Annotated in this window: 12 protein-coding genes and 1 riboswitch; of the genes, 6 read left to right on the forward strand and 6 right to left on the reverse strand. The window is 61.3% G+C overall.

Annotated elements, in window-relative coordinates:
* The first annotated feature begins 38 nt into the window (after positions 1-38).
* Positions 39-1,133: a glycosyltransferase gene (locus ACZ9BE_RS00095; RefSeq protein ID WP_252887213.1), complete on the forward strand. Its 1,095-nt coding sequence runs from the start codon at positions 39-41 to the stop codon at positions 1,131-1,133.
* Here ACZ9BE_RS00095 and ACZ9BE_RS00100 read toward each other — a convergent pair.
* Positions 1,128-1,694, reverse strand: coding sequence for a lipopolysaccharide kinase InaA family protein (locus ACZ9BE_RS00100; RefSeq protein ID WP_224787295.1), 567 nt, complete (start codon positions 1,692-1,694; stop codon positions 1,128-1,130). The two genes, ACZ9BE_RS00095 and ACZ9BE_RS00100, sit on opposite strands and share 6 nt — an antisense overlap.
* Before the next feature lie 150 nt (positions 1,695-1,844).
* Between ACZ9BE_RS00100 and ACZ9BE_RS00105 the strand changes: the two genes are divergently transcribed.
* The 3 genes from ACZ9BE_RS00105 to hldE all read left to right on the forward strand — a co-directional run bounded on the left by ACZ9BE_RS00105 (position 1,845) and on the right by hldE (position 6,359).
* Positions 1,845-3,017: an O-antigen ligase family protein gene (locus tag ACZ9BE_RS00105; RefSeq protein WP_095180985.1), complete on the forward strand. Its 1,173-nt coding sequence runs from the start codon at positions 1,845-1,847 to the stop codon at positions 3,015-3,017.
* 15 nt (positions 3,018-3,032) lie between these two features.
* On the forward strand, positions 3,033-4,838 hold the full coding sequence (msbA, locus tag ACZ9BE_RS00110; protein WP_016771984.1) for a lipid A export permease/ATP-binding protein MsbA: 1,806 nt from the start codon (positions 3,033-3,035) through the stop codon (positions 4,836-4,838).
* A 99-nt stretch (positions 4,839-4,937) separates the two neighbouring features.
* The gene (gene hldE / locus ACZ9BE_RS00115; RefSeq protein WP_476248778.1) at positions 4,938-6,359 is read left to right on the forward strand and encodes a bifunctional D-glycero-beta-D-manno-heptose-7-phosphate kinase/D-glycero-beta-D-manno-heptose 1-phosphate adenylyltransferase HldE; all 1,422 of its coding nucleotides are present in this window, start codon (positions 4,938-4,940) and stop codon (positions 6,357-6,359) included.
* Positions 6,360-6,443: 84 nt separating this feature from the next.
* Here the strand turns inward: hldE and ACZ9BE_RS00120 are convergent, their stop codons facing one another.
* The 4 genes from ACZ9BE_RS00120 to ACZ9BE_RS00135 all read right to left on the reverse strand — a co-directional run bounded on the left by ACZ9BE_RS00120 (position 6,444) and on the right by ACZ9BE_RS00135 (position 9,964).
* Positions 6,444-7,412, reverse strand: coding sequence for a hypothetical protein (locus tag ACZ9BE_RS00120; RefSeq protein WP_056787497.1), 969 nt, complete (start codon positions 7,410-7,412; stop codon positions 6,444-6,446).
* A 32-nt stretch (positions 7,413-7,444) separates the two neighbouring features.
* Positions 7,445-8,257: an aldo/keto reductase gene (locus tag ACZ9BE_RS00125; RefSeq protein ID WP_476248779.1), complete on the reverse strand. Its 813-nt coding sequence runs from the start codon at positions 8,255-8,257 to the stop codon at positions 7,445-7,447.
* Entirely contained in the window at positions 8,254-9,429 is a 1,176-nt protein-coding gene (locus ACZ9BE_RS00130) for an NAD(P)/FAD-dependent oxidoreductase (RefSeq protein WP_476248780.1), read from the reverse strand. The genes ACZ9BE_RS00125 and ACZ9BE_RS00130 overlap by 4 nt, the downstream gene beginning before the upstream one ends.
* Before the next feature lie 202 nt (positions 9,430-9,631).
* The gene (locus ACZ9BE_RS00135; protein WP_150638310.1) at positions 9,632-9,964 is read right to left on the reverse strand and encodes a DMT family transporter; all 333 of its coding nucleotides are present in this window, start codon (positions 9,962-9,964) and stop codon (positions 9,632-9,634) included.
* 107 nt (positions 9,965-10,071) lie between these two features.
* On the opposite strand from ACZ9BE_RS00135, the gene ACZ9BE_RS00140 reads away from it, so the two are divergent.
* Both ACZ9BE_RS00140 and waaA read left to right on the forward strand, forming a co-directional pair.
* Positions 10,072-10,968, forward strand: a complete 897-nt coding sequence (locus ACZ9BE_RS00140) for a LysR family transcriptional regulator (protein ID WP_095180982.1) — start codon at positions 10,072-10,074, stop codon at positions 10,966-10,968.
* Positions 10,969-10,979: 11 nt separating this feature from the next.
* Complete coding sequence (gene waaA, locus ACZ9BE_RS00145; RefSeq protein WP_476248781.1) at positions 10,980-12,254, forward strand: lipid IV(A) 3-deoxy-D-manno-octulosonic acid transferase; 1,275 nt, start codon at positions 10,980-10,982, stop codon at positions 12,252-12,254.
* A gap of 91 nt (positions 12,255-12,345) precedes the next feature.
* Here the strand turns inward: waaA and ACZ9BE_RS00150 are convergent, their stop codons facing one another.
* Positions 12,346-13,779 carry a TolC family outer membrane protein gene (locus tag ACZ9BE_RS00150; RefSeq protein ID WP_122707700.1) on the reverse strand — a complete coding sequence of 478 codons (1,434 nt, stop codon included), beginning with the start codon at positions 13,777-13,779 and terminating at the stop codon, positions 12,346-12,348.
* A gap of 204 nt (positions 13,780-13,983) precedes the next feature.
* Positions 13,984-14,089, forward strand: a riboswitch (TPP riboswitch).
* The last annotated feature ends 3 nt before the right edge of the window (positions 14,090-14,092 follow it).

Consider the following 14,092-nt stretch of genomic DNA (forward strand, 5'->3'; position numbering starts at 1 on the left):
GCTTGTCCCCGCAAATCCGTGCAACGGCTTTCTGCCCTATGAATATTCTCAATATCATGTGGGCCGGTGGCGCTCCGTTCGCATCAATCCATAAAGTGCATCAGCAGATACTCTCTCAGGCTGCGCCGTCGGCGGTGGTCAAAACCTGGCTGCTCCAGGGGCAGGGAGCCGAGTGCGGCGTGGATGTCGGTGAGGTCCGGGAGTGGCAGTTATCGTCAGCCCGCCTGAAGGGCCGGCATTTCTGGCGTTTGGCCAAACCCGTGATGCGGGCGAGGTTTCGCCAGGCGCTCGTGGACAGTGACGCTCGATTGCTGCTGCTGGACGGCATGGGTGTCGCACGCACGTTATTACCGGTCCTCAAGAAACTGCCGCATATCCGCGCGGTAGTGATCTTCCACGGTTCGGCGCGTTTGAATGCCGGCGACCAGGCTCTATTCCAGGCAATCCCTGCGTCCCGGCTGACATTGGTTGCCGTCTCCAGCACCCTTGCCGATTCACTGGCCCGCGATCTGCAGATGCCTGTCACCGCGCTGCGAAGTGCGTTCGATCCTGAGGCGTTTCGCGCTGACCTGTTCACCCGCGAGCACGCCCGGACACGGTTGGGTTTGCCGCAAGGCGATGCGCCAGTATTGGGCGCCGTAGGGCGGCTGGTCTCCGAGAAGGGGTTCGGTTATCTGCTGGATGCCTTTGCCGCAGCACTCGACAGCCGCCCGAACTTGCGCCTGGTCATTGTTGGCGAAGGCTCCAAACGCGCGGCGCTGGAGCAGCGCATCGACGCGCTTGGCTTGCAGGAGAAGGTCTTGCTGACTGGCCATCTGAGCGAAGCAGCGCAGCTTTATCGTGCGTTCGACTGGGTTGCCATCCCTTCGCTGGAAGAGGGCTTGGGTCTGGTGATGCAGGAGGCGGTGATGGCCGGCGTACCGGTGCTGTGCAGCGATCTGGAGGTGTTCAGCGAACAGCTGGGCAGCGCCGGCTGGTATGCGCCGGTCAATGACACGAAAGCCTGGGCCGAGGCCATCGACCGCGCCTTCAGTGCCTCATCTCAAGCGATCAATGCCGAGCAGTACAGGATGCTCGCTCCGGACGAGGCCTGGTCGAGCTTCAGCCAGGCTGCCCGCGCATTGTTTTCATGACGACAAGACCGCGCGCTCCAGTGCCTGCATCGGAAAGCTGTCGTTCAGCTTTTCGCGCGCAATATAGCGGGCGAAATGTTGCAGGTTGCGTTTGATCAAGCGCTTTGGCAGCGGTCCGCGAGTAAAGCGCATGTCGGCAACATCGATCAGGCCCATGCGGTTGTCTGGTGTGACCACGATGTTGCCAAGATGCAGGGAGCGGAAATAGATGCCCGAGCGGTGCAGGCTGCGTATCAGTTCGGCCAGATCCGGCAATGCCTGAGTCCAGTTGAAACCTTGTTTTGCGGCGATCTGGCGCAGCGTTTGCCCTGGCAGAGGCTCATACAGCACGGCGGTCATGCCTGGTTTCTCAAGGCGAAAGAACTGCAGGATCTGCAAGGTCGGCACGCCGAGTTTGTGCAGCTCGACGGCATTGTCGATGAATCGCTTCGAGTAGGGGCGAAACAAGGCGGATGAAAAAAACCTTTTGCGACGAAACAGTTTGAGAATTTTCCCATCCTGCAGCAGGTAGACTTTCGGCCCATAGCTGTCCGCTTCCAGAACTTTGGCGGCGTCGATCATTTGGTCTAGAGCGGCTTGTGAGAGCCGGGAGCATCGCATCGTAGGAAGCCTTGTCGAAAGTGCGGGGTGTAGTAGCGGGCAATGATGCCGAAAAGTTTCGATTTTAACCATGCCGCGTCGCATGGGCGAACCCTTGTCAGGAGCAGATTGATGCAGGAAACACGCTGGGCGCAACTATGGATGGCGATGGGGCTCTTGTGGTTTTTACTGGCTATTGCCGTAGCGCCCACCAACAAGGTCTACCAGCAGGGGCTGGTGGCTCTCGTCTGGTTGCCGGCGCTAGTGCTGGGCTGGGCCGCGCGGCACCGCGTCAGAGAAGTGCTCCATGAACAACGCTGGATCTACCTGCCATTGCTCGGATTGCTGGTCTGGTCGCTGATCAGTCTGGCATGGACAAACGCACCGGAAACGGGGCGCGAGGCCAAGCGTCTGTTGTATATCGTGGTGTTCCTGCTGTTTTTTCCGGTGTTTGCCAGCGGACGCCCCGAGCGATTGATTCGTCTCATGCAGTGGGGCGGGCTGGGATTGGCAGTAACTGCGCTGGTGGCCATCGTCAGGTTTTACGTCATCGAAGGTAACGCCTGGTCTGCCCGGGTGGAAGGGCTGGGTGAGCTGGCGCATCCGATCCTCGGCGGCTATGTCATCGGCCTGGCGGCGGTGTGGCTGGCCCTGTGGGCGCCGCGTGGCGTGATGTGGCAAGGGGTCTGGACACTGGCGTTGGCGGTGCTGGGTATCTTTGTACTGATGAGTCAGAGTCGAGGCGCGGCGCTGGCGTTGTTTCTGACCATCCTGGCCATGCCGATCTGGTGCCGTGACCGCCACAGCCGAATCGTCGCAGCCGTGGCCCTGGTGGTGGCGATTGTGGCGCTGTGGCTGTTCGAGCCGTTGGTGCTGGCGCGCGGAGTTTCCTTTCGTCCGCAGATTCTGATGGCCTCTCTGGATATGATTGCCCAACATCCCTGGGGTGGGTTGGGCCTGGGTGGGGACTACCGGGTTTTCTGGTCGGGCATGACTTTCGATCACGCCCACAATCTGTTCACCCATGTTGCGATCGTACTGGGTCTGCCGGGACTGCTGTTATGGTCTGCCGTCTGGTTCGCCGTTATTTTCCAAGCGTGGAAAGTTCGGGAAACGCTGTATGCCCGGGGGATCATCGGTATCTGGCTGTTCTCGACACTGGCGATGCAATTCGACGCTGCCAGCCTCACCGGCACCCCGCGCGCCGAGTGGTTCATCAGCTGGCTGCCGTTGGGGCTTGCCAGCGTTTTGGTATGGGCGCGGGCCAATGGCAGCGCTTGTGATAAAATTTCGCGTTCTTCTTAACCAGTGAGCTCTACGATGACTGACGCACCGCCCAAAGCGGAACAGGAATCCAGCCTGAAAATCTACTTTCGGCTGTTGGGGTACGTAAAACCCTATATCGGTCTTTTCCTGCTGAGTATCGTGGGCTTCGTGATCTTTGCTTCCACGCAACCAATGCTGGCCGGGATTCTCAAGTATTTTGTCGATGGCCTGAGCAACCCGGAAGCGGTGCTCTTCCCCAACGTTCCCTATCTGCGAGACGTGCAATTGCTGATGGCTGTGCCGTTGCTGATCATCCTGATCGCAGCGTGGCAAGGCCTCGGCTCGTTTCTCGGCAACTATTACCTGGCGAGGGTTTCGTTGGGGCTGGTGCATGACCTGCGTATCGAACTGTTCAACAAGCTGTTGGTGCTGCCCAATCGCTATTTCGATACCCATAACTCGGGTCATCTGATCTCGCGTATCACTTTCAACGTGACCATGGTCACTGGCGCCGCCACGGATGCCATCAAAGTGGTGATCCGCGAAGGCCTGACCGTGGTTTTCCTGTTCGCCTATCTGCTGTGGATGAACTGGAAACTGACTCTGGTGATGCTGGCCATTCTGCCCGTGATCGCGTTCATGGTCGGCAACACCAGCAAGAAATTCCGCAAGCAGAGCAAGAAGATTCAAGTGGCCATGGGCGACGTCACCCACGTGGCTTCCGAAACCATTCAAGGCTATCGCGTTGTGCGCAGTTTCGGTGGCGAGGCTTATGAGCAGCAGCGTTTTGCGGCGGCCAGCCAGAGCAACACCGACAAACAGTTGCGTATGACCAAGACTGGCGCGGTGTATACGCCGATGCTGCAGCTGGTGATCTACACCGCCATGGCGGTGTTGATGTTCCTGGTGTTGTTCCTGCGCGGTGATGCAACGGCCGGTGATCTGGTCGCGTACATCACGGCTGCCGGTTTGCTGCCCAAACCGATCCGGCAATTGTCCGAAGTCAGCTCGACCATTCAGAAAGGCGTGGCCGGTGCTGAAAGCATTTTCGAGCAACTCGACGTTGAACCGGAAATCGATACCGGCACGATCGAGCGTGATCGGGTCAGTGGCCATCTGGCGGTGAACAACCTCAGCTTCACTTACCCGGGCACTGAACGGGAAGTGCTGAAAAACATCAGCTTCACCGCGTCGCCAGGTCAGATGATCGCCCTGGTCGGGCGTTCCGGCAGCGGCAAATCGACGCTGGCCAGTCTCATTCCGCGCTTCTATCACCACGAGACCGGCGAAATCCTGCTCGATGATGTCGAAATCGAGGACTATCGTCTGCGCAATCTGCGCCGCCATGTAGCGCAAGTGACCCAGCACGTGACGCTGTTCAACGACACCATCGCCAACAACATCGCTTACGGCGATCTTGCAGGCGCGCCTCGCGAAGATATCGAGAAAGCCGCCAGGGATGCATTTGCCATGGACTTCATCGCGCAAATGCCTCAGGGCCTTGATACCCAGGTGGGCGAGAACGGTGTGTTGTTGTCTGGCGGACAGCGTCAGCGTCTGGCGATTGCCCGGGCCTTGCTGAAAAACGCCCCGCTGCTGATCCTCGACGAGGCGACTTCGGCCCTTGATACCGAGTCCGAGCGGCACATTCAGGCAGCACTCGACCATGTCATGAAAGGCCGCACCACGCTGGTGATTGCCCACCGTTTGTCGACCATCGAGAAGGCCGATCTGATCCTCGTCATGGATCAGGGCGAGATCGTCGAACGCGGCACTCATGCCCAATTGCTTGCTCACAATGGCTATTACGCGCGGCTGCATGCGATGGGGCTGGATGCTCCGGCCGAAGACATTGCCTGATCTGCGGACCAGGGTGAGCCAGCCTCACCCTCGTGTATTCCCGGTGCGCGCGATCCTGTTAATATCGCGCCCCTGTTCATTTTGTATGTGGGTTGCTCCATGAAATTGTCGATGCCGCGATTCGATCAAGCCCCTGTCTTGGTGGTCGGCGATGTCATGCTCGACCGTTACTGGCATGGCGGAACCTCACGGATTTCCCCTGAGGCACCGGTGCCGGTGGTCAAGGTCGAGCAGATCGAAGATCGCCCGGGCGGTGCCGCCAACGTGGCGCTGAACATTGCCGCGCTGGGTGCACCGGCATCACTGGTGGGCGTGACCGGCGATGACGAAGCCGCCGACAGCCTGAGCAACAGTCTCAAGGGCGCCGGCGTGCGCGCCTTGTTCCAGCGCATCGCCCATCAACCTACCATCGTCAAGCTGCGGGTCATGAGCCGGCACCAGCAGTTGCTGCGTATCGATTTCGAAGAAGTGTTCGCCACCGATGCTCTGGCACTGGCCGCGCAGGTTGACGGGTTGCTTGAAGGCATCAAGGTGCTGGTGTTGTCGGATTACGGTAAAGGCGCACTGAAAAATCACCAGGCCCTGATCCAGGCCGCCCGTGCCAAAGGTATACCGGTATTGGCTGATCCGAAGGGCAAGGACTTTTCGATCTACCGCGGTGCCAGCCTGATCACACCGAATCTCAGCGAGTTCGAAACCATCGTCGGTGGTTGCGCCGATGAGCACGAACTGGTGAGCAAGGGCGCCGTCCTGATGCGGGAGCTCGACCTCGGCGCGCTGCTGGTGACCCGTGGTGAACACGGCATGACCTTGCTGCGTCCGGATCATCCGGCGTTGCATCTGCCGGCCCGCGCCCGCGAAGTGTTCGACGTGACCGGTGCCGGCGATACGGTGATTTCGACCCTGGCCGCGGCCATTGCCGCAGGCGAAGAACTGCCGCACGCCGTGGCGCTGGCCAATCTGGCAGCAGGCATCGTCGTCGGCAAGTTGGGTACCGCAGCGATCAGCGCCCCGGAACTGCGCCGCGCCATTCAGCGCGAAGAAGGTTCGGAGCGAGGCGTGCTGGGACTTGAGCAGCTGCTGCTGGCGGTTGACGATGCCCGTGCGCACAACGAGCGGATTGTTTTCACCAATGGCTGCTTCGATATCCTGCATGCCGGCCATGTCACCTATCTGGAACAGGCCCGTGCTCAGGGCGACCGCCTGATCGTCGCAGTCAACGATGACGCTTCGGTCAGCCGCCTGAAAGGCCCGGGCCGGCCGATCAACAGCGTGGATCGCCGCATGGCGGTACTCGCCGGTCTCGGCGCGGTGGACTGGGTGATCAGCTTCTCTGAAGGCACACCGGAAAACCTGCTGCGCGAGGTCAAGCCGGACGTGCTGGTCAAGGGCGGCGATTACGGTATCGATCAGGTGGTCGGCGCGGATATCGTCACCGCCTACGGCGGCACCGTGAAAGTGCTGGGGCTGGTGGAAAACAGCTCGACGACAGCGATCGTGGAAAAGATCCGCGGCCAATAAGATCAAAAGATCGCAGCCTGCGGCAGCTCCTACAGGGGAATACATTCCAATGCAGGAGTCGTCGAAGGCTGCGATTTTTTGCTTTCAGGAATTCACTTTCTTGCGCGGTACGATTTTCTTCAGCAGCTGCCTGGCCTTGCCGCGCAGGCGTGCCAGTCCAGTGGCTTTCTCCGCTGGCGTCAGGCCCTGTTGGCGCAACCAGTCTTTCCAGCGAATCCGCTCATCACGCACCAGCCAGCCATCCTGTCGCGCGAAGCTTTCGGCCAGATACAGACCGCGGGTACTCGCCGGATACAGTTGATCCTTTTTCAGGGTGTACAACTCAGGCAGCGGCTGGCCGTCGTGCAATGGCATCAAGTACAGGTCTGGCCGTTTGCGATCGAGCCGCGCCACCAGTTGATCGCCTTCCAGACGCTCGTCGACATGAAACAGGCTCAAGGACTTCGCCTCCTTGGGCACGTCCAGGCGCAAGTCATAGATCAATTGCAGGGACGCCGTCGGCAGATGCACGTACGCCCGTGGTCGCTCCAGCAATTGCAGGTTGGCGCAGCGCACCGGACGCGCCGAACCGGACAACGGCGTCAGGCGAAACGGCAACGCCTCACGGTAATGCAGCGCAGCGGAGTAGGGCGCCGGCAACCAAGTCTCGTTGAAACGCCCGCCGAGCCAGCCTTCCGGGGTTTCCAGCAGACACTCTTCGGCGATCTCCTGAATCGCCGTGTGCAGAGGAATGTTCAGCTCATGAGCAGGCACATAGCCGGAAATCAGTTTCAGCACCACGTCGCCGCGATCCTGCCGACGCTGGCGCACCAGCACCCAGTAATCGCGATTCTGCCAGTGCAGGGTCAGGCGCACGGACACGCCGAGGTTGGCCAGCTCCAGGGCAAAGCGCTCGCTGTCGGCAACACTGACCGGTTTGCGCCGTTGCAGGGTCTGGGCGAAGTTCAGCGGCATGCCGACGCTCTGATAGCTCAGGCCTTCGGGCGTGGCTTCGACGAACAGCGGCAGTGTTTTGAAGTTGCTCGGGTTCTTGCGGATGAGCGTGCGCGGCATATCGGCTCCTGGCTTAAGGCCGCGGGGCGGCGTCAGTGACTACGCAGGACCTGGGCAACGGTCGCTACGTTATGGGCGAGGTGCAGCGGATTGATCGTGCCGACAATAGCACTGGCGACACCTGGCTGAGTGAACAGCAACTCGAAGCTGGCGCGCACCGGATCGACTCCCGGACTCAGACAGACATGACCGCTGGCCAGGGCTTTTTTCACCAGAATGGCTTTGCCGTGGGCAGCAGCATAGTCAATGACCGCCTTTTCGTTTTGTTCGTTCAGATTGTAGGTGACCATCGCGCAGTCGCCTTGCTCCAGCGCTTTCAAGCCGCCTTCGACGGTTTTGCCGGAAAACCCGAAGCCGCGAATCTTGCCCTCGGCCTTCAGCGCCGCGAGGGTGGCGTAGACCTCTTCGTGCTCGAGGATGGCCATGTCGTTGCCGTCGGAGTGCACGAGGACCAGATCGATAAAATCCGTTTCCAGACGTTGCAGGCTGCGCTCGACCGACATTCGCGTGTGCGCGGCGCTGAAATCGTGACGCGACAGGCCATCGGCAAACTCTTCACCGGCCTTGCTGACGATCACCCAGTCCTGACGCTGACCGCGCAGCAGCGGGCCGAGGCGTTCTTCGCTGCGCCCATAGGCCGGTGCGGTGTCGATCAGGTTGATGCCCAGATCGCGCGCCTGGCGCAGCAGCATGCGCGCTTCGTCATCACCGGGAATCTGAAAGCCGTTGGGGTATTTCACCCCTTGATCGCGGCCGAGTTTGACCGTGCCCAGGCCCAGCGGCGAAACCGTCAGGCCGGTGCTGCCCAGTGGGCGATGCAGTTCGTGCAGAGTGGCTATGGTCATGGCAGCAGTTGCTCCCATGCGGGGACGCCGAGCGGCGGTTTCGGCAGCGGCGGCAGCGGCTCGGTCGCCTGCGGCTGGATGCCGTCGCGTTGCAGCGAGCCGATAACGCGGTCGGCGAAGTCTGGCGCCAGTGCCAGTTTGGTCGGCCAGCCGACGAGCAAGCGACCTTCCTCGGCGAGGAATGCGTTGTCCGGACGGGTCAGGCCGGTTTGCAGCGGCTCCGCGCGGTCGACGCGCAGGGTGGCCCATTGCGTGGTGCTGAGGTCGATCCACGGCAGCAATTGGGCGATTTCCTTTTGCGCGGTGGCGATCTGTTCGGCTGGTTCGCGGGCCACGCCTTCGCTTTCGGCGATGTCGCCGCCCATGTACCAGACCCACTGGCCATCAGCCGCCGGATGCGTGGTCACGGTAATGCGCGGCTTGGTCCCGCCGCCCAGGCAGTGCGCGTACAGCGGTTTCAAACCGGGGCCTTTGGCGAGGATCATGTGCAGGGGGCGGCGCTGCATGGCCGGACGGCTCAGGCCCAGGGCTTCAAGCAGTTCGGCCGTGCCGGCGCCGGCGCTGAGGACGATGCGCTGAGCGCGGATCTCACGGCCATCGACTTTCAGGCCGACCAGCACGCCGGCTTCCAGCAACGGTTCGATGACCTGCCCGGCGAGCAGACCGTCACCGGCCAGCTCGGCCAGGCGCTGGATCAGGCTCGGGACATCCACTACCAATTCGGCGAGGCGATAGACCTTGCCCTTGAAGCGCTTGTCCTGCAGGGCCAGCGGCAGTTCATCGCCCTTGACCTGATCGACCCGGCCACGCACGGCTTTGCTGGCGAAGAAACTGGTCAGGTTGCCGGCCAAAGTGCCTGGCGACCACAGGTAATGGGCTTCGGACAGCAGGCGCACGCTGGACAGATCCAGCTCACCATTACCGGCCAGCGCCTCGCGCCAGCGGCGCGGCATGTCGGCGATGGCTTCCGAGGCCCCGGTCAGCGCGCCGTGCAGCGCGTACTTGGCACCGCCGTGGATGATGCCCTGGGACTTCACGCTCTGCCCGCCACCGAGGCTGGCGCTTTCCACCAGCACGGTCGAGAAACCCTGACCGCGCAGGCGCGCATTCAGCCAGAGGCCGGCGACACCAGCGCCGACAATCAGAACGTCGGTGGAAATAACGGATGGCATGCAACGACCTCAGTGCTCAAGACGAGGGCGCAGTATACAGACTCGGGAAAGGGGCGGATTTGTCGATGATCAACATGCCGAACATATGGGCCAATGTGGGAGCGAGCCTGCTCGCGAAGAGGGAATGCCAGTCGACATATGTGTTGACTGATGTACCGCATTCGCGAGCAGGCTCGCTCCCACAGGGGATTGTGTCTGGCAGTTAATGGCCGGCGGTTTTCGAGAACAATTGAATCACCACCACGCCCAGCACGATCAACGCCATCCCCAGCATCGCCGGGATATCCAGCTTCTGCCCATAGATAAACAGTGCCGCCACGCTGACCATCACAATGCCCATACCGGCCCAGACCGCGTAGGCAACGCCCACCGGTACGGTGCGCACCACCAGCGTCAGCATCCAGAATGCGATCCCGTAGCCGACAATCACCAGAATCAGCGGCAGCGGCGTGCTGAAGCCCTTGACCGCTTTCATCGAAACGGTGGCGATCACTTCGGCGCAGATGGCGATGGCCAGATAGACGTAGGCGTTCATGGTTTGATCCTCAAATAAATCATTGCTTGCTGGAGTGACATTCTAGGGATTGCTCAGATGGGGTAAAGTCATTACCTATCTGTTCAGTAGATAGGTTGAAAAATCGTATGCAATGGAATCTTGAGCACCTGCGGGTATTTGTCGACGTCGCCGAACAGCGATCGTTCTCCGCCGTGGCACGTCGACAACGCAAGGCGCAATCGGCGATCAGCAGTGCTGTCGCGATGCTCGAAGAGGATTTGCGCGTGAGCCTGTTCGAGCGCAGCAGTGGCCGTCAGCCCAGTCTCACCGAGGCGGGCGAGGCATTGCTGGAAGAGGCGCGGGAAGTGTTGCGCCAGTGCGAGCGCCTCAACGGCCGCGCGATGGCCATGCTGCGCGGCCAGGAGGCGCAGTTGCGCGTGGCCCAGGACGAGGCGATGCCCTATCAGGCGCTGGTGGAAAGTTTCGGCGAACTGGCCGAGCAGTTTCCCAGCCTGGAAGTGCAACTGACCAGCGCCGCCCAAGGCGAAGTCGCGCGCAAACTGGTCGAACGCCGGGCCGATCTTGGCTTGTTGTTCTATCACGATGAAATCCCCGAAGCCCTTGAGCGCCGCGTGCTGGGTCGAGTGGAAATGGTCACGGTCTGTGGCGTCAATCATCCGCTGGCGCAGCATTCCTATGTGACCTGCCAGCAACTGGCGCAGCACCGGCAATTGCTGATGTCGACGCAGACCAGCGTCTATCCCGGCAACGAGCCGGCCAGCCCACAGGTGTGGCGCGCCGACAGCTTTTACGTAATGTCCGAATGGCTGGTGCGCGATCTCGGCTGGGCTTGGTTGCCGCGCCACGTTGTGCAGTACTCGGCGTACCAGGGCCAGATGATTGAGCTCGACAGCGAATGGACGCCGCCAGCGCTGGTGGTGGAACTGGTCTGGCGCCGCGACGAACCGCTCGGCCCGGCCGCGCGCTGGCTGGCGGAACGTTTTGCCGTGCACTTGCGGGCGATCGGCGACAAAAGCCGATAAACTCCGCCGCCATGAATAGAACTCTCTACACCGCGCTGTTTTACCTGGGGCTGCCATTGGTGGCGATTCGGCTATGGCTGCGTGCGCGCAAGGCGCCGGCGTATGCCAAACGCATTGGCGAGCGCTTTACTTATGGCATGCCCACCCTGCAGCCCGGTGGCATCTGGGTGCACGCGGTGTCGGTCGGCGAAAGCATTGCCGCCGCGCCGATGATCCGCGCGCTGCTGGACCGCTATCCGACGCTGCCGATCACCGTGACCTGCATGACCCCGACCGGTTCGGAGCGGATTCAGGCACTGTTCGCCAACGAGCCGCGCATTCAACACTGCTATCTGCCGTATGACTTGCCTTGTGCGGCGGCGCGTTTTCTTGATCGCGTGCAGCCCAGGCTTGCAGTGATCATGGAGACCGAGTTGTGGCCTAATCATATTCATCAATGTGCCAAGCGCGGGATTCCGGTGGCGTTGGCCAATGGGCGGTTGTCGCAGCGCTCCGCCAAAGGCTATGGCCGCTTCAGCAAACTCACTGCGCCGATGCTTGCCGAGATGAGCCTGTTGGCGGTGCAGACCGAAGCCGAGGCCCAGCGCTTCCGCGATCTCGGCGCGCGTTCGGAAACCGTTGAAGTCACTGGTTCGATCAAGTTCGACCTGACCATCGACCCGCAACTGTTGCAGCGTGCAGCCGAACTGCGTAGCCAGTGGCAGGCACAGGATCGTCCCGTGTGGATCGCCGCCAGCACTCACGAAGGCGAAGACGAAGTGGTGCTCGACGCCCATCGTCGTTTGCTGGGCAGGCATCCCGATGCGTTGCTGATTCTGGTGCCGCGTCATCCCGAGCGTTTCAATTCGGTGTTCGACTTGTGCCAGCGCGAAGGTTTCGCCACGGTACGTCGCTCGACCGGGGCCAATGTCGATGCGCAGACGAGCGTGCTGCTCGGCGACACCATGGGCGAGTTGCTGTTTCTCTATGCCCTGGCTGACAGCGCTTTTGTCGGCGGCAGTCTGATGCCGAACGGCGGGCACAACCTGCTTGAACCCGCCGCGCTGGCAAAACCGGTACTCAGCGGCCCGCACCTGTTCAACTTCCTCGACATCGCCGCGCAATTGCGCGAAGCCGGGGCATTGGCCGAAGTGGATGATGCCGAAGGCCTCGCAGTCGAGGTGCAGCGCTTGTTCGAACTGCCGCGTGATGCGCAGCGCATGGCGGAGGCCGGGCTGGCGGTGATGCGGCGCAATCAGGGCGCGTTGCAGCGGCTGCTGGATAGCTTGGGCAGATTGATCAAGTAAGCAAAAAGATCGCAGCCTTCGGCAGCTCCTACAGTTGGAATGCATTTCCCTGTAGGAGCTGCCGAAGGCTGCGATCTTTTGTTTTTAGCGCTTAAGGCCGGGCCTTGAGCTGCGCCTCAGCCGCCGACGCCAGATCCGGCGGCAGGAAGTCCTTGTCCGGGTTGTAATCGGCTTTCAGATAGCGCCGCAGATCTTCCAGATCACCCGGGTTCAGCGTCCCCGCCGCCTGCTTCAGGCGCAGGTTGTCGAGGATGTAGTCGTAGCGGGTGTTGTTGTAGTTGCGCACCGAGGTGTACAGCTGGCGCTGCGCGTCGAGCACGTCGACGATGTTGCGCGTGCCGACCTGATAACCGATTTCCGTGGCTTCCACCGCACTCTGGTTGGAGATGATCGACTGGCGGCGCGCCTGCACCTGCTCGACGTCGGTGTTTACCGCTCGGTGCAGATTGCGGGTGTTTTCCACCACTTGCCGGCGCAGCGATTCGCGCTGCTGTTCGCTCTGATCCAGTTGCGCATAGGACTGACGCACTTGCGAACTGGTCAGCCCGCCGCTGTAGATCGGGATGTTCAGTTGCAGGCCCAGCGTGCTCTGCTCGACGTTGCCGCCGTAGGGCGCGCCGAACGAGTTGGGGTTGGCGAAGCCGAGGGCGTCGTTGTCGCCTTTCTCGTATTTCGCCACGGCGTCGAGGGTCGGCAAGTGGCCGGCCTTGCGCTGCTTGAGCGTCTGCTCGGCGGAGCTGACCGCGTAGTTGCTGGCGAGCAGATTGAGGTTCTGCCGCGCCGCCGTGTCGACCCAGGATTTCGCATCGTTGGGCGAAGGCGGCAGAATCGGCAGCGTGTGGACGATGCCCTGAATCGAGTTGTACTGACGGTTGGTCAGGGTGATCAGCGCCTGGAACGCATCATCGACCTGACGCTGGGCGACGATGCGGTTGGCTCGCGCGGTGTCGTAGCTGGCTTGCGATTGCAGCACGTCGGTCTTGTCCGAAAGGCCGACATCGAAGCGCTCGTTGGACTGATCGAGCTGACGTTTGAACGCCGCTTCTTCAGCCTTGGTCGAGGCCAGATTGTCCTGGCTGCGCAGCACGTTGAAGTAGCTTTCGGCCGATTGCAGGATCAGGTTCTGTTCGGTCGCCGAGAGCTGCAGCGCGGCCTGCTCGTTAACGTCCTTGGCTGCTTGATACTGGAACCAGCGATCGGCGCGGAACAGCGGCTGCGCGAGTGTCGCCTGATAGGAATGCGCGCTGCGGTTGGCGATGGCCGAAGGCTGGTCGATCGAGGTGCGCACGTCGGCGACTTCGGCGCCACCGGACAGGTTCGGCAGCAGACCGGCGCGGGCCTGCGGCACCACTTCTTTCTGCGCGCCATACTGGGCGCGGGCCGCCGCGAGGTCGGCGTTGTTGTCGACCGCTTCCTGATAGACGCTGACCAGATCGGTTTTGGTCGACAAGGGTGCTTCCGCTGCCCAGGCCATTGTGTTGGACGCACAGGACACGGCAACAGCCAATGAAAGTTTGCGCAGCATGAGGCGATCCCTAGCATGAATATTATGGAAGTAATCCGGGCGCCAAAGGTAAGGCGCAGCCCACACAGCGTCAAGGCTGGGCAGGCCAAGCGAGTGTAGTTGCGCATTGCTCCGGCAACAATCGGCCAGCCTGGGTATTTACGCCATTCATCATGGCGTTCGCTGCGGTGTTGGCGTTCCTTGATGGTTGTGTCTAGACTGGCCGGGTTCTTGTCGGGGTGCCTTGCTATGAGGCTGAGATCGAATAATTTCGGATCCCGTTGAACCTGATCAGGTTAGCGCCTGCGTAGGGAACAAGATTTCTCGTCACCCG

The sequence above is a fragment of the Pseudomonas sp. TE9122 genome (genome assembly GCF_056278925.1).

Excerpts from the sequence above, each read along its gene's own strand:
- hldE (WP_476248778.1), top strand. The coding sequence starts at position 4,938 with ATGAAATTGTCGATGCCGCGATTCGATCAAGCCCCTGTCTTGGTGGTC.
- ACZ9BE_RS00100 (WP_224787295.1), bottom strand. The coding sequence starts at position 1,694 with ATGATCGACGCCGCCAAAGTTCTGGAAGCGGACAGCTATGGGCCGAAA.
- ACZ9BE_RS00135 (WP_150638310.1), bottom strand. The coding sequence starts at position 9,964 with ATGAACGCCTACGTCTATCTGGCCATCGCCATCTGCGCCGAAGTGATC.
- ACZ9BE_RS00140 (WP_095180982.1), top strand. The coding sequence starts at position 10,072 with ATGCAATGGAATCTTGAGCACCTGCGGGTATTTGTCGACGTCGCCGAA.
- ACZ9BE_RS00120 (WP_056787497.1), bottom strand. The coding sequence starts at position 7,412 with ATGCCGCGCACGCTCATCCGCAAGAACCCGAGCAACTTCAAAACACTG.
- ACZ9BE_RS00130 (WP_476248780.1), bottom strand. The coding sequence starts at position 9,429 with ATGCCATCCGTTATTTCCACCGACGTTCTGATTGTCGGCGCTGGTGTC.
- ACZ9BE_RS00095 (WP_252887213.1), top strand. The coding sequence starts at position 39 with ATGAATATTCTCAATATCATGTGGGCCGGTGGCGCTCCGTTCGCATCA.
- waaA (WP_476248781.1), top strand. The coding sequence starts at position 10,980 with ATGAATAGAACTCTCTACACCGCGCTGTTTTACCTGGGGCTGCCATTG.
- ACZ9BE_RS00125 (WP_476248779.1), bottom strand. The coding sequence starts at position 8,257 with ATGACCATAGCCACTCTGCACGAACTGCATCGCCCACTGGGCAGCACC.
- msbA (WP_016771984.1), top strand. The coding sequence starts at position 3,033 with ATGACTGACGCACCGCCCAAAGCGGAACAGGAATCCAGCCTGAAAATC.
- ACZ9BE_RS00105 (WP_095180985.1), top strand. The coding sequence starts at position 1,845 with ATGCAGGAAACACGCTGGGCGCAACTATGGATGGCGATGGGGCTCTTG.
- ACZ9BE_RS00150 (WP_122707700.1), bottom strand. The coding sequence starts at position 13,779 with ATGCTGCGCAAACTTTCATTGGCTGTTGCCGTGTCCTGTGCGTCCAAC.